Raw genomic sequence first — 18,746 nt, forward strand, 5'->3', positions numbered from 1 at the left:
AGGTTATGTTTGACTTCACCCCACAAGAACTCAATGCGATTGTTCTAAGCCTAAAAGTTGCCTCCATTGCCGTAGTGCTTGCATTACCGCTTGCCGTGTGGGTGGCATGGCTGCTTGCCCGCAAACAGTTTTGGGGCAAAAATCTGCTCAATGGTATTGTGCATCTCCCTCTGGTTTTACCGCCGGTTGTCATTGGCTATTTATTACTCATTTCGATGGCAAAACGAGGGGTAATCGGTCAATATTTGTGGGAATGGTTTCATTTCAGCTTGAGTTTTTCGTGGAAAGGGGCGGTGCTTGCCTCAATGGTAATGGCGTTTCCGCTAATGGTACGTTCTATCCGTTTAGCCTTTGAGGCAGTTGATCCTAAATTGGAGCAAGCCGCCAGAACGCTTGGGGCAACACCGTTAAAAGTGTTTTTCACGCTTACCTTACCGCTCTCTTTTTCAGGCATTATTGCCGGTGGCGTGCTGGGTTTTGCCCGCTCTTTGGGGGAGTTTGGGGCAACCATCACCTTTGTCTCCAACATTCCTAACCAAACCCAAACCATTCCTGCCGCCCTTTTCACCTTTATTGAAACCCCCGATGGAGAAATGGCTGCTGCCCGTTTGTGCTTGGTGGCGATTCTGATTTCACTCATTGCCCTATTCTGTTCGGAATGGCTGGCAGAAAGGCAAAAACGCTATGCTCAAACTTAGACTTCTTCAGCAGCTCGGCAATCTAACGCTCAATGTCAATCTTGATTTGCCGAATAAAGGCATAACAGCCATTTTCGGGCGTTCCGGAGCCGGTAAATCCAGCCTGATTAATTTAATTGCGGGGCTTTCAACTGCTCAAACCGGCTTTATCGAATTAAACGATCGGGTGCTGTTTGACAGCCAAAACGGCATCAATTTACCACCTGAAAAACGCAACATTGGCTATGTGTTTCAAGAACATCGCCTTTTCCCTCATTATTCGGTGGAAAAAAACTTAAAATACGGTTACAAGCGGTCAGATTCTGCGGATTTTTTGCAAATCGTGGAACTGTTAGGGATTGCTCCTTTGCTTAATCGCTACCCGGCAAGCCTTTCCGGTGGTGAAAAACAACGTGTGGCGATTGGGCGGGCGTTATTAAGCTCACCGGATATTTTGCTGATGGACGAACCATTATCTGCCCTCGATCTCCCTCGTAAGCAAGAACTGCTGGACTATTTAGATAAATTAGCCACTCAGCTTGAAATACCGATTCTGTATGTCAGCCACAGTTTAGAGGAAGTAGTTCGGTTGGCAGATCATCTTGTGCTGTTGGAAAACGGCAAAGTAACGGCATTTGACACCCTTTCAGCGGTTTGGCACAGCTCGGCATTTTCCGCTTGGCAGCCGAATAATCAGCGAATTAGCCTGCTTGAATTACCGGTGGAAGAAACACTTCCCCATTATAATATGCTTGGCTTAGGCTTGAACGCACAGCGATTATGGGTGAACCAACTCCCCCGCCATCAAATAGGCGAGAAGCTAAGGGTAACTATTGCCAGCAAAGAGGTTTCAATCAGCTTACAAAAACCGACTCAAAGCTCAATTCGTAATGTGTTAAAAGGCAATGTTCGGAAAATCGAAACGCATTTAGATCGGGTTGATCTGGCAATTCAAGTCGAAAATCAGCAAATTTGGAGTACGATCAGCCTTTGGTCTTTTAATGAATTAGCAATTCAACAGGGGCAAGAGGTCTATCTTCAAATCAAAAGCGTTTCTTTATAGGCTTGCAAATTTCCTGTAAAATATGACCGCTTGTTAATTCCCAAAAGAGACATTATGCCAATCGTTAATCAATCTGCCCTTGTGCCTTATAGTGCCGAGCAAATGTATCAACTTGTTAATCAGTATGAAAAATACCCCGAATTTTTATCCGGCTGTGTGAGTACCAAAACCCTTAGCACCGGCGAAAATGAATTAAAGGCAGAGTTACATATTCAGAAATTAGGCATTAGCCAAACCTTCAGTACCCACAATAAAATGACGCCACCCTATAAAATCGAGATGGCATTAATTGAAGGACCTTTCCGCCATTTACACGGAGCTTGGACATTCACTCCCTTTGATGAGCAAAGTTGTAAAATTGCCCTGCAATTAAATTTTGAGTTTTCCAGCCCGATTGTGGCAATGGTGTTCGGCAAGGTGTTCAACGAATTAACTTTAAAAATGGTAAATGCTTTCAAACAACGTGCAAAAGAGGTGTATGGTGTCTGAACAACTTCAAAACCCAGAAGAACGAAAAATTGAAGAACAGAAAATTAATGTTGAAGTGCTTTATGCTTACCCTGATAAATATTTTCTGAAAAAACTGCAAGTGCCTCAAAACACTACCATTCAAACTATTATTTTGCTCTCCGGCGTATTGGAAAAATATACCGAAATTGACTTGCGTGAAAACAAAGTCGGTATTTTTAGCCGCCCGGCAAAACTGAATGAAACGGTGGAAGAAGGCGACAGAATTGAGATCTACCGCCCGTTAATTGCTGACCCGAAAGAAATCAGACGCAAAAGAGCGGCTGAACAAGCGGAGAAGAAATAGCTTCTCCCCTTCAATCGAGGGGCAAAATATCTTTCGCCCCTACAATACGACAATTTCCGACCTCATATTCCTCCATTAAAATCCTATTATGAAAATCTTTCATAAATTTTATGTAAATTTTGAGTTTGATTATATTTAATCAACTTTCTATAGTTCACTCTAAATAAAATTTTATCAATTTTGATGCAGAGGGAGCTTATGGATATTCGTCAAAAAATTGCTCATAACAAAATGACTTCATTCCAATGGTTAGTGGTTGGGCTTACGGTGTTACTTAATATGCTGGACGGCTTTGATTTAATGGCACTCGCCTTTACCGCAAAAAGCATTCGAGAAGAATTACAGCTAGACGGTGCAGCAATCGGCAGCTTAATGAGTGCAGGTTTATTCGGTATGGCGATAGGCTCACTCTTTCTTTCACCGCTTGCGGATAAATTTGGTCGCCGTCCGCTGCTTTTAATCGGTACAGGCTTAGCCACGTTAGGAATGCTCCTAACCTATTTCGCTACTTCTGCGTTTGAAATTGGCGTATATCGTGTAATCACCGGCTTAGGTGTGGCGGCAATTTTAACCGGTACAAACGTACTGGTGAGTGAATACTCCAGCCAAAAATGGCGTGGTTTAGCGATTGCCATTTATGCCTCGGGCTTTGGTATTGGGGCAATGCTGGGCGGTATGTCTGCGGTGTTATTACAAGGAGAGTATGGCTGGCGTGCGGTTTTCCTAGTTGGGTCGATTTTAACCGGTGCGGTATTCGTTTTATTATTCTTTGTATTGCCTGAATCGGTGGAATTTTTAATTTCAAAACGCCCGGTGAATGCTAAAGCTCGTTTAAATCAAATTGCCGTGAAATTAGGCTTAGGAAACGACTGGGAACTCCCTGAAATTGAGGCAAAAGCTAAAAGCAAAGTGGCAGTTACCCGTTTATTTGAGCCTGAATATCGCCGAAATACATTGTTGATTTGGCTTGCTTTTATTGCAATTTCAGCCTCATTTTACTTTATCAGCTCTTGGACTCCGGCATTGTTAGAAGAAGCCGGAATGCCGAAAACCCAAAGCCAAACGGTAGGAATGGCAATTTCAGTCGGTGGCACAATCGGTTCGTTAATTTTCGGTTTCTTAGTCAGCCGCTGGGCAGCAAAACATATTTTGCAGGCATTCAGTATTCTCGCTGCATCTGCTGTGGTTGCCTTTGTGTTTGCCGGCAGTTTAGGACTCGCCATTGCATTAGCCATTTTAGTTGGCGGATTAATTAACGGCTGCATTACTGGGCTTTATACCATTAACCCAACCCTATACGCACCGGATTTCCGCAGCACGGGCGTAGGCACCGCTATCGGTGTAGGGCGTTTAGGCTCAATTGTTTCCCCAACTCTTGCAGGTATTTTATTAGATGCCGGCTGGAAAAAGAACGAGCTTTATTTAGGTGCAGCAGTCGTCTTATTAATTGCTGCTTTCACGGTACATTTTCTTAAACAGAGAAAATAAGAACTGCCCCGTAATTAGTTGAGGTCTTACTCAATTAATTATGGGGCAAGATTATGTCTTTATTTTTGATTAAATGTATTTCTCAGGTGCTTGCTCAAGCAGTTTGGTTAGCAGTTTCCAATAAATTTCCACCGCTAGAATATGCACTTTTTCGTCCGGAGAATGGGCGTTGAGAATAGTTGGTCCAATCGAGACAAAATCCATATTCGGGTAGATTTTGTTGATTAAGCCACATTCCAGCCCTGCGTGAATCACTTTAATTTGAGATTCATAACCTAAAATTTCATCATAAATCGCTTTGGTTAATGGCGTGATTTTGGAATTGGGGTTTGGCTCCCAGCCCGGGTAGTTGCCCGAAAATTCCACTTCTGCTCCCACTAATGCGGTTAATGAGCGGATTTTACTGCGAATTTCCTCTTTTCCGCCCTCAATTAATGAGCGGGCAAGAATGGTCGCTTTCACCTCACTCGCTTCGGTGTTAAGCACACCAATACTGAGTGAGGTTTCCACCACATTTTCCACCACATCGCTATTACGCACCACACCATTTGGCAGCACATTTAAGAAATGGATTACTCGAGCAGTGCTGGCAAGGTCAAAGGCTTGTTCAGGCAGTTGAGCTTCTTCAATTAAAAATTGGAAGTTTGGCTCGGCAATTTTGAGTTCTGCTTTTACTTGTTCGGCGGTTTGGCTTAAACAAGCGGTTAATTTTTGCTGATTTTTTGCAGAGAAAACCAAGGTTGCGTGGGTTTCTCGTGGAATGGCATTCCGCACCGAACCGCCTTGAATTTCCGCAATTTGGAATTCCACTTCGCTGTGGGTTTGTTCCAAAATGCGGGCGAACACTTTAATCGCATTCGCTCGGGTGGTGTGAATATCACAGCCCGAATGCCCGCCGTTTAAGCCTTTAAGCGTAACGGTTACTGCACTATCTTGCTGATGAGGCACTAAGAAAACGGGAAGCGTTACATTCACATTTTCGCCACCTGCACAGCCGATGTAAATTTCCCCGTTTTCTTCGGTGTCGGTGTTAATCATAATATCGGCGGTTAGCCAGTTCGGGCGTAAACCAATCGCCCCTTCCATACCGGCTTCTTCGGTCATTGTGAGCAACACTTCAATGGTTGGGTGGGCTAAATCATCGCTATCCAACGCTGCCAAGCACGAAGCCAACCCAATGCCATTATCTGCCCCCAATGTTGTGCCTTTGGCTTTTACCCATTCGCCGTCAATATAAGGCTGAATAGGGTCTTTGGTGAAATCGTGAACCGTGCCGGCATTGGCTTGCGGTACCATATCAAGATGGGCTTGCAGAGCGACAGTTTGGCGGTTTTCCATACCTTTAGTTGCCGGTTTACGGATTAACACATTACCCACTTCATCACGTTCAACAAAGAAATTTTTCGATTTTGCCCAATTCACAATAAATTCAGCCAGTTCATTTTCGTGATAAGACGGGTGCGGAATAGCACAGACTTTATCAAACCACTGCCAAAGTAGCTGTGGTGCGAGCGTTGAGATTTCAGACATAATAAGCCCCTTTTGTAAAATTTTAAGAAAAAATAACCGCTTGTATTCAAGCTGATATAGACCTCTGACATTGTAGAATATTTAATGGAAATTTAACAAAAAAATCTTAAAAAAGTACTTGATGACGAGCTGTTTTTTTTTGTGCAATCTGCGTGTGTTTTATACACATCTATTTTTGTTTATCTTACAAAAGGAACATTTTATGTCTATCAAAAAAGTAACTTTAGCAAGTTTGATTTTATTGGGTTTAACGGCGTGTAGTAGTGGTGGTTCGGGCGGTAGCTCAAACAATGTGGCAAAACCGAATACTAAACCGCAAACTACTCAGCAACAAACCGATAAAGCGGCAGCAGAAAAAGCAGCTAAAGAGAAAGCGGAAGCGGAGCGTTTGGCGGCAGAGAAAGCGGCTAGAGAGAAAGCGGCTATTGATAGTCATAAATCTTTTTTTTACCCAATCCAAAATAATTTCCAATCTTGGGCAAATCCCACTATAACTCAGTTTCAACTTTCGGAAGATGCTAAATTAGGATTAACAAGGAATATAAAAGAAACTGTCCACCAAGAAGTAAGAAATGATGTGGAAACTGATGCAACTTACACAAGGCAATATGATTTATATAATCAGAAATACTCTATTGTTGTAGGTGAACGTACGAAATATCACAATCCTAAAAATGATTATGGATTTGAAATAAATCATGAAAAATATTCAATTATAGATGAGGCAGGATTAAAAACAGCTCCTTCTGATATTCCTAAAGAAGGTGTTGCTACTTATTCAGGAAAGGCTTTTAATGCAAACGAAGATGGAACTTTAACTTATACTGTTGATTTTACTAATAAAGAGGGTTATGGAAAAATTGAGGGAATGTCTGAGTTAGGTACAATAGAATTGGAAAAAGGAACGATTGTTAAAAAAGTATCTTCTAATCGATTGGAAATTAATTCTGATGTGAAATTAGCCAGTTGGAAAGAATATCAGGTAACAGGACAATATAATCTTGCATTCTTTGGGGAGAAAGCTGAAGAAGTCGCAGGTAATATATCTTTGCGTCAAGAACATTCCATATATAATCCAGAAACTGGTAACATTGATGTAAATATCTACCTAGCAATAGTGAATCAATAGGTTTCGGTGGCACTCGTGGCGATATCCAACAATAACCTTTTCTAACATTCAATGCCGTTTAACAAAAAATTAAGCGGCATTTTTATTAATACCTAGCACGCTAAGCGTACTAGGTTAAGCATAATTGAGTGGCTCTGCCACTCTGTTTAATCTGATACTATGAAAAAATATCCCCTTTTATTTTCGCTTTTCAGCCCCGTTGTATGGGCGGAAACAGTGATTGAACACAACACCGACCCGATTTCGTTTGAACGTCAGCCGCAAGCGGTCAAATTTGAGCAACATTTTGCAAAAAAGTCGGAAAAAACGACCGCTTACCAACATGAATATGCATTCAATCAGAATGTTGAACAGCAAATTAACCAAGCGATTCTCAGCCAAGATTGGGAAAATTTAGCACCGCTTTTAAGCCGTTATCAGCAAATGCCCAATATTGATCCGTTACTTTGGCATTACGCCCAAGCGGCACTTGCCTATGCGAAAAAAGATCATCATTCAGCCATTTTTCACTATCGCCAGTTACTCGCAAGAAATCCTAATTTAGTTTATCCACGTTTTGATTTAGCGTTGATTTTGGCAGAAGATCAGCAATTTCGTGCGGCAGAATGGGAATTTCAGCAACTTTAAGCCCATTTACCGCCGGAGCTTGCTAAAATTGCCCGTAATACCCAAGCTCAAATTGCTGAAAATGAGGCGTGGCAGCCCGATTTTTATCTGCAATATACCCAAACAGATAACGTGAATAATGCCGCATCTTCGCCGATTGTGAATGTAAATGGGAGTATTTTCCGCAAAAATGCAGACAGTTTGCCACAATCGGCAAAAGGCGTGCGTTATGGCTTAGGGTTGAGTAAATTGCATAACGTGAAAGGCAATCATTTTGCCGGTTTAACGCTCAATTATAGTGGGATTTACTATTGGGATAACCGAGATTACCGTGAGCAATCGGTGTCTGTTTCGCCGAATTATAGCTACCGCACCGCCGCTTATCGGCTGACTTTTTCGCCTTTTATTGAGCAAAATTGGCTGGGGAGTAGCCGTTATAATTACCAATTTGGAGCAACGCTCAACGGCTTGCGTTACCTGAATTCGCAATGGTTGGTGTCGGGTCACTTTACCCATTTACAAAAACGTTATTTTGAGGAGCTAACCGCAAGCCGTTATAACAGCTATCAGCACCAACTCAGTGGTGGCGTGCAGTGGCAAGCGGTCAAAAATGGGCGGTTTTTTGCAAATTTAGACGGCGTGCGTGAAATTGCACGGGAAAAAGCACAAAGTTCGAATAAGTGGCTGGCTCGAGTGGGGGCGGTTTTTCAAGGCGAACGCTGGGCAACGCAGGCAAGTATCGGCTTTGGCAAGCGATATTTTGCCGACAAGCACTATTTGTTTGGCTATAAGCGGTTAGACACGGAATATCAAGCCAATTTAGCGGTTTGGAACCGCACTTGGCATTGGCAGGGCATTGTGCCGAAGCTGAATTTCCGTTATCAGAAAATTGATAGTAATATTGCCGATTTTTACACTCGCCAAAACAAGGAAGTCTTTTTTACCTTAGAAAAGCTATTTTAGTGTTGGTTTTTTGTGCTAAGCATACGTTTGCGTAACCAGCCGCACAAAAAAATAAATGAAATGATAGCGAAAAAAGCATTTTCGGGTTATCCTAGTGCAATTTTTTATATCGGGGTAGCCCCCAATTTTATATTAGGTTGTTTCTATGAGTGAAAAATACACAAATGAAAAATATGTCGTGACGTGGGATATGTTCCATATGCACGCTCGCAAGTTGGCAGAAAATTTATTACCTGCTACACAGTGGAAAGGGATTATTGCGGTAAGCCGTGGCGGTTTGTTTCCGGCAGCCGTTTTAGCACGTGAGTTGGGTATTCGCCACGTAGAAACAGTGTGCATTGCCAGCTACGATCACGATAGCCAAGGTGAGTTAAGCGTATTACACGCAGCCGATACCGATGGCGAAGGCTTTATTGTGGTTGATGATTTAGTGGATACCGGCAACACGGCAAAAGAAATTCGCAGAATGTACCCTAAAGCTCGCTTTGTAACCGTGTTTGCAAAACCGCAAGGCGCTCCGTTGGTTGATGATTATGTGATTGATATTCCGCAAGAAACTTGGATTGAACAACCTTGGGATTTAGGCATTACCTTCGTTCAGCCTTTGGCTCGTAGATAATTTTGTGTAATGGACAATGAAAGTTGTCCATTATTTTTATTTATTCCTATGTAAAATGGAGGGCGGATTATCATTCGCCTCCTTCAAAAAAACAAATAGCTATATACAATGAGTTTAGGCAATCTTTATATTATTTCTGCCCCAAGTGGAGCGGGAAAATCTTCCTTAATTAACGCCTTGTTGGCGGATTTACCCCGTTCGGAAGTCCAACTTTCGATTTCACACACTACCCGTCAGCCTCGTCCGGCAGAACAGGACGGCGTGCATTATTATTTCACTTCGCACGATGAGTTTAAGCAGCTGATTGAGCAGGGGCATTTTTTAGAATGGGCGGAGGTGTTTGGCAATTATTACGGCACATCATTGCCGATGATTGAACGTAGCCTAGAGCAGGGCATTGATGTCTTTTTGGATATTGACTGGCAAGGGGCTAGACAAATTCGGGAAAAAGTGCCGAATGTGAAAACCATTTTTATTCTGCCGCCGTCAAAAGCAGAATTGGAAAAACGCTTAATCGGGCGTGGGCAAGATTCCGCTGAAACCATTGCCAAACGTATGGCTGAGGCGGTGTCGGAAATGAGCCATTACAATGAGTTCGATTATGTGATTATTAATGATGATTTCCAACAGGCATTGAAAGAGTTAAAAGTGATTTTACTTGCCGAGCGTTTGAGCTTAGGCTCGCAACAAATTCGTCATCAGCATTTAATTACTGATTTGTTAAATAATTAAATGAACAGCTGTTCATTTAACTGGAAAGGCTATCTGTTTTTGGGTAGAATACGCCCGTTTTTCCCCTATTTATTTTCAAAAGGAAATGTAATGAAACTTTCAAAATTAGCATTTTCTGTGGTGCTGGCTCTAACCGTAACCGCCTGTACCACAGGGAATATGAGCAATGACGGGACTTTGCAACAAGCACAGCAAACCTATCAAAGCTATGATGAAATTACCAAACAATATCAAATTAACGAGCAATGGTGGCAAGGCTATACGGATGCGGAATTAAACCGTGTGGTCGATTTAGCCATCAAAAATAACCTTGATTTAGCCAAAAGCGGAATTGCAGTCAATAAAGCCTTGTATAACGCTAATTTAGTAGGGGCAAATTTAGTGCCAACTTTTAGCGGTTCAGGTTCGGTTTCTGCGGCAAAAGGCTTAGGTTCGGCTTCTTCAAATAATGTGTCAACCGGTGTTTCAACAACAGCGGCTCAAGCTGCATTTAATTTAAGTTATACTGTGGATTTATGGCGACGTTTAGCCGATACCGCCAGTGCGGCAGAATGGACGCATAAAGCCACCATTGAAGACTTAAAAGCTACCCGTTTATCTATTATTAATGCGGTTGTGACTACTTACTACCAGTTAGCTTACTATCGTGATGCGATTCGTATTACCGAAGAGAGCATTCGCAATTATGAGCAAATCAGCCGTATTTTAACTAACAAAATGAATGCCGGTGCGATTGATAGTTTAGCGGTTGATCAGGCTCAACAAGCGGTCTTAAACGCCAGAAATAGTGTAATTGATCTGAAAACCAACCAAAAAATTGCCGAGCAAACATTACGCAATTTGTTAAATGTTCAGCCAAATACTCCGCTTAACATTCGTTACCCGAATATTATGAGCGTGAAATTGCAAGGGGTAGATTTAAATGTGCCGGTGTCAGCCATTGCTAATCGCCCTGATGTAGTAGGCTCGCTACAACGCTTACAAAGTGCGTTTAAAACCTTAACCGCAACCGAGAAAAGCTGGTTCCCAACCTTAACCATCGGTGGTTCTATTACCGGTAGTGCAACCAATATCGGCAATGTGGCAGATAACCCTGTGGGTAACGGCTTAATTAAATTGGATTTACCGTTCTTAGATTGGAATCGGGTTAAAAATAACGTAAAAATTTCTGAAACGGATTATGTGACTGCCCGTTTAAACTACGAGCAAAAAATCACCTCAGCCTTAAACGAAATTGACCGTTATTATTACAGCTACACGCAATCTAAAGGGTCATTAAAAATCCTTCAAGATACCAATGCGAAAAATAAACGGATCAGTACATACTATAAAAACCGTTATGAACAAGGTGTGTCGGAGTTCCGTGAGTGGATTACCGCACTGAATACCGAGCTTAATTCTCAGTTGGCAATTTTAAATGCGAAATATACGATTTTAACCAACGAGAATGCGGTTTACCAAGCAATGGCAGGTAAATACAGAAGATAATTGTATCTAAAACTATATACTATGGTTGGTAAAAGTGGGTTAAGGCTTGATGGCTTAACCCACTTCGCTATTTATTGCTACTTAAACCATTTTGGTAATGTTAGTTTAGCTACTAGAACTTAATCACATCTCCGTTTTTCGGTACAGTCACTCGATCTAATCCCTCTTTTTGTACATAGTCACGCATCTGATCACTACTGATAGAGGTTTGTGGCAGGGCGTCCATATGCACAGTTAAGATTTTCGCTTGCGGTGCGATTTTGTGTGCTTTAGAAACATCTTCGGTACACATAATCGGGCTGCCTTCAAAGTTTGGTAGTTTGGCACAGCCGGCATTCAGCACCACAAAGTCTGGTTTATAAGTGTTGAACGAATGTTTGATTTCGTGGTTCCAAATGGTATCTCCCACCAAATAGACGGTCGGCTTGCCTTCCGCTTTCATCACCACACCCATTGCATCACCAACCATTTCGGCAATTTTCGGGTCCGCATACATCGCATCGGTGCCGTGCTGACCACGAGTGCGGGTTAAGGTTACACCTTCAAATGGGGTATCTTTGCCGACCACACGCACATCGGTAAAACCTTGTGAACGGATTAAACGGGCATCACCGGCATTCTGCACAAAAATCGGCAGATTTTTCGGCACACGTTGTTGTGCTACATCGTCCCAGTGATCGTGGTGAGTGTGAGTTACGATCACCGCATCCACGCCATTTAACACTTCATCAATGCTCACAGTCATATCCACGGTCGGATTACGTTTTTTCGCATTCGGCGGTAAGTAGCGATCTTTATCCGCTAAATACGGATCGACCAAAAACGTCTTGCCGGCATATTCAATTTTCGCCGTTGCATTACGAATATGTTGGTATTGGCTCTGCTCAGCGGCAAAACTTGATGTAGCGAAAAGTGCCGTTGCAATCAGGCTCAGTGCTGTTTTTTTGACAAAAGTCATAGGCTCTCCAAAATAAATTAAAATGCAGAGTATGATTTTTTACGCTCTGCAATGCTGGTTTGCATAAGGAACAGTGTCCCTTACATCAATAAAAGCGGTCGATTTTGCACATTTTTCTGCAAAAGCGACCGCTTGTTCGGCTAGGCTAATTTCTCCACCTTCGCCGGTATGCCGTTTCTCACCGCCGAGCCACAGACCCAATCTACCCACGGGGATTTGACTGCTTTGGTATGGTCGATAATGCCGAGGTCGTTGAGGTTAATCCCTTTGGCGATCATCGGGTTGGCTGGAATTTCCACGCCGTCAATGGTGTAGGAACTTGCCCCGAGTTGTTTATGACCGTAGCCGTGTTCGATGCCGATTGTGCCTCGGGCGATACCGTCCAGCACCACAATCTGCACCGTCAAGCCGGCGGTTGGGGTGCTGAGTTTCACCACATCGCCGTGTTTAATGCCTTTTTCTTCCGCATCTAAACGGTTCATTGCCACTAAACCTTCCGGCTTGATCGAGAGCAAACGCAACAGTGGGGCGGTGATACTGCTCATAATGTTCGATTTAAAGGAAATCAGTTTAAAGCCCCATTCCGACTGCGGATAGTGCTGTTCCAGCGTGGAGCCGTCCGCAAAACGTGGCGACATATAACGAGGGCAGCCCCAATAGTGTTCACCGTTGCTGTGGTGCTGGGCTTTATACACGTTTTCGTTCCAAATTTGCAGGCAGTTTTTCCACTGGAACTCCATATTCTCCTCTTTCCACGCACTTTCGTGTGGGGCAAAACGTCCGCCTTTGCAATACACATTCGCCACTTTTAATCGCTCTTCGGCTTTTAGCGTTTGTTCAATTTTCGGCATAATCCGTTGCACGCCGGTGAGCAGCAGATCTTGCTCGCTGGCGTCCGGTGCAGGTTTCTCACCGGCAAAGGCAATGTTCGCTGCCGCCCGTAGGAAGTAATCTTCGGTACGGTTGAGCGGATAGCTGTTGCCTTCTAAATCGGCAATCGCATTTTCGCCAAAGCCCGGCAAGCCCATTTTTTTCGCCACCGCAATCACGAAATTCTCCATACAGATGGTGTCACCTTCGGCAGTTTTGGCGTTTTTAGACGGCACAATCGGGTGGCGTGCGGTGCTGGTGCGTTGAGGTACGCCGCCCCACGCCGTTGAAAAGCCCCAGCTCTCAAAGTTGTGGGTGTCCGGCACGATGTAGTCCGCCAGTGCGGTAGTTTCGTTCATAAAAGCATCAATAGAGACAAAGAGCGGTAGAATTTTCGGATCTTTTAGCTTCTCCAACGCAATCGGGTTCATAGCGGTTAAGCCGTAAACGGGGTTCGCCATATGGTTGATCCACGCTTTCGCAAAGTACGGATAGCCCTGCACCATTGAGGTAAACATTTCGGTGGTTTGGCCGCCGGTGAACGGATACCACGCCCCTTGTGCCGGATACGGATTTTCGCCCTTCGCCACTTTCTGCTTAAATTCGCTTGAATTTTGGTACGCCTTTTTACTGCGGGCAAGGTTAGTGCCTTTCGGCTTCACTTCGTTCGGGAAGTTCGCCAAATTGTAGCGAGGGCCGTCCCCGAAGTCTTTGAATTTACCCGCCCCGACCGCCATTCCGCCTTTTTTGTTCATATTGCCGACCATGGCATTCAGCAACAAAATCGCCCAACTGGTGTAAAAACCGGTACTGTGCATCGTGCCGCCGTGAGTGATGGCATTGGCTTTATGACCGTGCGAAGTGAATTTTTTCGCCAAGTTCTCAATGCTTTGCACCGGCACGCCACAAATGTCGCTATATTCGGCAAGGGTTTTCTCTTGTGTCGCCTCTTTCAGCAACTGCATTGAGGATTTCACCAACACTTCCGAGCCATCAAGCAGTTTTGCAATTTGTTCGACAAAAATGACCGCTTGTAAGCAATCTTTTGCTGAAATGAGTTCGCCGGTTGCCTGATCTTTGACCACAATCAGGTTCTCTTCCACTTTCTCTTCGGGGGCAAGTTCGACTGCGTGCAGATCGCTAATCCGCAACGCCTGCCCGAATTTCGGGTGGTTCGGCTCGCAAATAATCAGATGTGACGCATTGGCATAGCTGACGTGACCGGCGTTTTCCATCGCCGCCAAACTTGGGCGGGAGAGGTAGTCGGCATTGAAGCGCTCGTTCTCGATAATCCAACGCAGCATTCCCATCACCAACGCCAAATCGCCCTCGGGCTTAATCGGCACCCAGTGGTTGTTTTGAGTGGCGAGAGAGGAGGTCATCTCCAAGCGAGGGGAAACCACCACATAGCTGAAGTTGTCATCAGGGCGGCGTTTGGCAAGCTGGCGAGCCTGACGCTTAAACGGATTGCCAGACTGTGCCGGAGACGTGCCGATAAACAGAATAAATTCAGCGTGATCCCAGTCCGGCTTGGCGTGTTGCTGGTTGTCAAAATCTTTCATAAACGCCCCCGAACCGGCACGGTACGAAGCGCCACAGTAAGCCCCGTGGTTGGAAAAGTTGATCGTGCCGAAGCTCTTTTGGGCAAAGCGTTGTAAAATCGGCTGACGACCTTCGGGGCCGGCAAAGGTGACCAAAAGCTGGTTCGCTTTCATTCCCAAATCGGGCTGTTTCGGGTTAATCGGATCGACCAAATTGCGGATCGCCTTCAAGCCCTCCACTTCGCCTTCGCCAAACAGATTGCCACCATTGACGATTTCCTCTACCAACTGCTCAAAGCTGATAGTCTGCCACTTGCCTTCGCCCCGTTTGCCGACCCGTTTCAACGGCTGGGTAATCCGATACGGGCTGTTCACGCCCTCTAAGAACGCCGCCCCTCTGGCACAGGCGGTGGAACGGTTTTCAATGCCGCTTTCGCCCGCCAGCAACAATTCAGCCTTTGCAATCGGCATACCGAACGGCAGGGTTTTGTCGGAGGAAAGCGGGTGATACGGATTGCCCGAAATACGAATGACTTGGTTGGTGTTCAAATCCACCCTCGCCCGAATGCCACACTGCGTCCAACAGCCCATACACTGCGTATTGCACACAATTTGATCAGGATTGCTGAGCAGTTTGCCCTCTTTCACCTGATACTCCGGCGTGAGCGAATTACCGTGAATCGGATCACGGGTTTTCTCGCCCGATGTGCCGTGCATCATCCCTTTTGCAATCTCCGACACCTTCGGTGCATACCCCGCCCCAAACGCCGTAGCCCCACCAAGCACCAGCCCGCCTTTCAACAGATTTCTGCGTTTATTGTTCATCTTTTCTTCCCCCACAAATGCGTAAAATTTAACGAGACTATTGTAGATTTTCGACAGGGCAACAAGGTATTGTGGTTTTCCACATATCGGGGGGAAAGTTGATTGAGATCAAGCGGTCAAAGTACGGTGGAAATTTGCAAAGTTTTGCAAAATATAAAAAACGCATCATTATTGTAATTACAATGGAACAAAAATTTCTATTGAAATAGATTGTTTTACGATCTACAATCTTAAAAAAATAGTGTTGTAAGGAGAATGGTGTAATTAAATGAACTTAATACAAGTTGCTGATATTCAAACAGGTTATCTTTTTAGAACCAAAGTGCCAGAAAATCCAACCGGCAATGTGGTTGTGATTCAGATGAAAGACTGTTCCGCAGTAAATGGCATTGATTGGAAAAATTGTGTGAAAACGCAATTAGACCAAGTAAGAGAATACGAATGGCTTCGGGAGGGCGATATTTTAATCCCTTCTAGGGGGAACAATTATCAAGCAATATATATTGATAATTGTATTGCAGACAGACAAGTGGTGGCATCTCCCCATTTTTTTGTTATTCGCACAACCTCTCCTCAGGTTTTGCCGAAATATCTGGATTGGTGGCTAAATTTGCAGACCAGCCAAAAGTATTTAAGCCAACATGTTGAAGGTACGATCACAAAAAGTATTCGCCGCCCAGTATTGCAAGCCTTACCGATAAAAATACCGTCTTTATCCAAACAAGAGATCATTATCTCCATAATAGAAACTTTAAAGCAGGAAAGGATTACGGCATTAAGGCTAATTGAAAATAACGAGCAGTTAATGAATGCGATTGCTCAAGAGCTAGACTAGGATCAGCGTAGGCATAAATACCAGATGATGGCATTTATTTTATTATTCTAATATTTCGTAGGTTGGGCATTCATGCCCAACATCATCACTTAAAATTAACTCACAAGGACAAAAAATGACAACTCAACTTAATCAAGATGCGATTAACAAAGCATTATGGGCGGCGTGCGATACGTTTCGTGGCACGATCAGTGCGGATACCTACAAAGACTTCATCTTAACCATGCTGTTTTTAAAATACATTTCCGATGTTTGGCAGGATCACTATCAGAATTACCAAGCAGAATATGGCGATGTACCGGAGCTGATTGAAGAGATGATGAAGCAAGAGCGTTTTGTGCTACCACCACAGGCGAATTTTTATCATCTATATGAACGCCGTTTTGAAGCCGGCAATGGCGAGCGAATTGACCAAGCCCTGCACGCTATTGAAGAAGCTAATGGCACAAAATTGAAAGATGCGGGAAAAAGCGTGTTCCAAGATATTTCCTTTAATACCGACAAGCTGGGCGAAGAAAAGCAGAAAAACACTATTTTGCGTGAACTGTTAGAAGATTTTGCCAAGCCGGAATTAGATTTAAAACCAAGTCGAGTGGGAACGCTGGATATTATCGGCAATGCTTACGAATATCTGATTAAAAACTTTGCTGCTAGTGGTGGGCAAAAAGCGGGGGAATTTTATACTCCGCCCGAAGTATCTGATTTAATCGCAGAATTATTAGATCCGCAAATCGGCGACAGTATTTGTGACCCTGCTTGCGGTTCGGGTTCGTTGCTGATGAAGTGCGGTCGAAAAGTACAACAAAATCATCAAAGCAAAAATTACGCCCTTTACGGGCAAGAAGCGATTGGCTCAACGTGGTCTTTGGCAAAAATGAATATGTTTTTGCACAGCGAAGATAATCATCGCATTGAATGGGGTGACACCATCCGCAATCCAAAGCTGACTGACAAACAAGGCAATCTGCTGAAATTTGACATCGTTACCGCCAATCCGCCGTTTTCGCTGGATAAATGGGGCTACGAAGAAGCAGGACAAGACCGCTTTCAGCGTTTCTCTCGTGGCTTACCGCCGAAAACCAAAGGGGATTACGCCTTTATTTTGCATATGATTGAAACCTTAAAGGACGACACAGGGCGAATGGGCGTTGTCGTGCCACACGGTGTGCTGTTCCGTGGGGCAGCAGAAGGCAAAATTCGTCAAAAACTGATTGAAGAAAACTTGCTTGATGCGGTAATCGGCTTACCGGAAAAACTGTTTTACGGCACAGGCATTCCGGCAGCGATTTTAATTTTCCGCAAAGATAAAACTGACGACAGCGTACTCTTTATTGACGCCAGCCAAGAATTTAAAGCAGGCAAAAACCAAAATACGCTCACGGCGGAAAACATCGCCAAAATCCACCGCACTTATCAAGCACGACAAGCGGTGGAAAAATACGCTTATCTTGCCAATTTTGCCGAACTACAAGAAAACGACTTTAATCTCAATATCCCACGCTATGTGGACACCTTTGAAGCCGAAGAAAAAATCGACCTCAAAGCCGTTCGTGCCGAACGCCTCGCCTTGCAGAAAGAACTGGCGGAATTGGAAGAGAAAATGGCGGAGTATTTGAAGGAGTTGGGGATTTAGTCCAAACTTTGAACAAGTTCCCGACGTCGGGAACTTGTTTAAAAAATATCATGGAGAATTGATATGAATAAAGCAGAAATTTCTTTATTAAAAACACAATTTGATCAATATATTCAAATTATTGATGGAACGAGTATTGAGTTTTTCTATGCAAGGGATGTAATGTCTTTGCTGGGATATGATAAGTGGGATAACTTTAAGAATGTTTTAGAGAAAGCAAAAGAAGCTTGCCATAATAGCGATGTGCCAATAGATGAGCATTTTCGTGATGTATATACCAAATCTATTACAGGAAATAATGCAGAACGGACAAGAGCCGATATGCAACTCACTCGCTACGCCTGCTATCTCGTCGCACAAAATGCGGACCCGAGAAAAAGTGCGGTTGCATTTGCACAGACCTATTTTGCGTTACAAACCCGCAAGCAAGAATTGCTGGAAGAGCGTTTAGCCTTACAGAACCGTTTAGATGCCCGACAAAAATTAACAGAATCTGAAACTAAATTATCACAAAATATCTATGAGCGTGGCGTTGATGAACAAGGCTTTGGACGTATTCGTTCCAAAGGAGACGCTGCATTATTTGGTGGGAATTCGACACAGACAATGAAAGAGAAACTTTCTGTGCCGAAAAGCAGACCGCTTGCTGATTTTCTACCAACAGTGACCATTGCCGCCAAAAATTTGGCAACAGAAATCACGAATTTCAATGTTGAATCCAACGATTTACAGGGAGAAACGTCAATTAGTGAGGAACACGTTCAAAATAATAAAAGCGTACGGGAAATGCTTAAACAGCGTGGAATTAAGCCAGAAGAGCTACCGCCGGCAGAAGATTTACAAAAACTTAAACGTAGAGTAACCAGTGCGAATAAAAAACTGATTAAACAATCTGCTTTGCCGAAAAAGGAAGATAAATAACTTTGCTACATGAAACAACAAGCGGTTAAATTTTAAAGAAATTTTGCAAAATAG

17 protein-coding genes are annotated in these 18,746 nt (G+C 43.8%); 14 read left to right on the forward strand and 3 right to left on the reverse strand.

The features are described from left to right. Positions 1–5 precede the first annotated feature (5 nt). The 5 genes from modB (at position 6) to ACJ7Z2_RS05575 (ending at position 4,042) form a co-directional block, all read left to right on the forward strand. On the forward strand, positions 6–698 hold the full coding sequence (gene modB / locus ACJ7Z2_RS05555) for a molybdate ABC transporter permease subunit (protein ID WP_409501053.1): 693 nt from the start codon (positions 6–8) through the stop codon (positions 696–698). Continuing rightward, a complete protein-coding gene (modC, locus tag ACJ7Z2_RS05560) occupies positions 685–1,740 on the forward strand; it encodes a molybdenum ABC transporter ATP-binding protein ModC (RefSeq protein ID WP_409501054.1) in 1,056 nt (351 codons plus the stop codon). Before modB ends, modC begins: the two co-directional genes overlap by 14 nt. Before the next feature lie 54 nt (positions 1,741–1,794). Continuing rightward, positions 1,795–2,229, forward strand: coding sequence for a type II toxin-antitoxin system RatA family toxin (locus tag ACJ7Z2_RS05565; RefSeq protein ID WP_006249095.1), 435 nt, complete (start codon positions 1,795–1,797; stop codon positions 2,227–2,229). Further along, complete coding sequence (locus ACJ7Z2_RS05570) at positions 2,219–2,554, forward strand: RnfH family protein (RefSeq protein ID WP_409501055.1); 336 nt, start codon at positions 2,219–2,221, stop codon at positions 2,552–2,554. The genes ACJ7Z2_RS05565 and ACJ7Z2_RS05570 overlap by 11 nt, the downstream gene beginning before the upstream one ends. Positions 2,555–2,752: 198 nt before the next feature. Next, on the forward strand, positions 2,753–4,042 hold the full coding sequence (locus tag ACJ7Z2_RS05575) for an MFS transporter (protein ID WP_409501056.1): 1,290 nt from the start codon (positions 2,753–2,755) through the stop codon (positions 4,040–4,042). Between the two features lie 69 nt (positions 4,043–4,111). Here ACJ7Z2_RS05575 and ACJ7Z2_RS05580 read toward each other — a convergent pair whose 3' ends face one another. Beyond that, complete coding sequence (locus tag ACJ7Z2_RS05580) at positions 4,112–5,572, reverse strand: aminoacyl-histidine dipeptidase (protein WP_409501057.1); 1,461 nt, start codon at positions 5,570–5,572, stop codon at positions 4,112–4,114. 202 nt (positions 5,573–5,774) lie between these two features. Between ACJ7Z2_RS05580 and ACJ7Z2_RS05585 the strand changes: the two genes are divergently transcribed. The 6 genes from ACJ7Z2_RS05585 (at position 5,775) to tdeA (ending at position 11,109) form a co-directional block, all read left to right on the forward strand. Next, complete coding sequence (locus ACJ7Z2_RS05585) at positions 5,775–6,701, forward strand: factor H binding protein domain-containing protein (RefSeq protein WP_409501058.1); 927 nt, start codon at positions 5,775–5,777, stop codon at positions 6,699–6,701. A gap of 159 nt (positions 6,702–6,860) precedes the next feature. After that, positions 6,861–7,328 (forward strand): tetratricopeptide repeat protein, encoded by a 468-nt coding sequence (locus tag ACJ7Z2_RS05590; protein WP_409501059.1) that lies wholly within the window; start codon positions 6,861–6,863, stop codon positions 7,326–7,328. Between the two features lie 51 nt (positions 7,329–7,379). Next, positions 7,380–8,270 (forward strand): surface lipoprotein assembly modifier, encoded by an 891-nt coding sequence (locus tag ACJ7Z2_RS05595; protein WP_409501112.1) that lies wholly within the window; start codon positions 7,380–7,382, stop codon positions 8,268–8,270. A 145-nt stretch (positions 8,271–8,415) separates the two neighbouring features. Next, positions 8,416–8,889 carry a xanthine phosphoribosyltransferase gene (gene gpt, locus ACJ7Z2_RS05600; RefSeq protein ID WP_373624232.1) on the forward strand — a complete coding sequence of 158 codons (474 nt, stop codon included), beginning with the start codon at positions 8,416–8,418 and terminating at the stop codon, positions 8,887–8,889. A 108-nt stretch (positions 8,890–8,997) separates the two neighbouring features. Beyond that, positions 8,998–9,621 (forward strand): guanylate kinase, encoded by a 624-nt coding sequence (gmk, locus tag ACJ7Z2_RS05605; RefSeq protein WP_409501060.1) that lies wholly within the window; start codon positions 8,998–9,000, stop codon positions 9,619–9,621. A gap of 90 nt (positions 9,622–9,711) precedes the next feature. Then, a complete protein-coding gene (gene tdeA / locus ACJ7Z2_RS05610; protein WP_409501061.1) occupies positions 9,712–11,109 on the forward strand; it encodes a toxin/drug exporter TdeA in 1,398 nt (465 codons plus the stop codon). A 112-nt stretch (positions 11,110–11,221) separates the two neighbouring features. Here the strand turns inward: tdeA and ACJ7Z2_RS05615 are convergent, their stop codons facing one another. Together ACJ7Z2_RS05615 and ACJ7Z2_RS05620 are read right to left on the reverse strand one after the other, a co-directional pair. Beyond that, positions 11,222–12,067 (reverse strand): MBL fold metallo-hydrolase, encoded by an 846-nt coding sequence (locus ACJ7Z2_RS05615; protein ID WP_409501062.1) that lies wholly within the window; start codon positions 12,065–12,067, stop codon positions 11,222–11,224. 140 nt (positions 12,068–12,207) lie between these two features. Continuing rightward, positions 12,208–15,303 (reverse strand): tetrathionate reductase subunit A, encoded by a 3,096-nt coding sequence (locus tag ACJ7Z2_RS05620; protein ID WP_409501063.1) that lies wholly within the window; start codon positions 15,301–15,303, stop codon positions 12,208–12,210. A 268-nt stretch (positions 15,304–15,571) separates the two neighbouring features. Here ACJ7Z2_RS05620 and ACJ7Z2_RS05625 point away from each other — a divergent pair, with 268 nt between their 5' ends. The 3 genes from ACJ7Z2_RS05625 (at position 15,572) to dinD (ending at position 18,692) form a co-directional block, all read left to right on the forward strand. Next, positions 15,572–16,138, forward strand: coding sequence for a restriction endonuclease subunit S (locus tag ACJ7Z2_RS05625; RefSeq protein ID WP_409501064.1), 567 nt, complete (start codon positions 15,572–15,574; stop codon positions 16,136–16,138). A gap of 115 nt (positions 16,139–16,253) precedes the next feature. Continuing rightward, on the forward strand, positions 16,254–17,771 hold the full coding sequence (locus ACJ7Z2_RS05630) for a type I restriction-modification system subunit M (RefSeq protein ID WP_409501065.1): 1,518 nt from the start codon (positions 16,254–16,256) through the stop codon (positions 17,769–17,771). Between the two features lie 63 nt (positions 17,772–17,834). Next, entirely contained in the window at positions 17,835–18,692 is an 858-nt protein-coding gene (gene dinD / locus ACJ7Z2_RS05635) for a DNA damage-inducible protein D (RefSeq protein ID WP_409501066.1), read from the forward strand. The last annotated feature ends 54 nt before the right edge of the window (positions 18,693–18,746 follow it).

This window comes from Mannheimia glucosida, from assembly GCF_046267875.1.
GTDB classification, from domain to species: Bacteria; Pseudomonadota; Gammaproteobacteria; order Enterobacterales; family Pasteurellaceae; genus Mannheimia; species Mannheimia glucosida.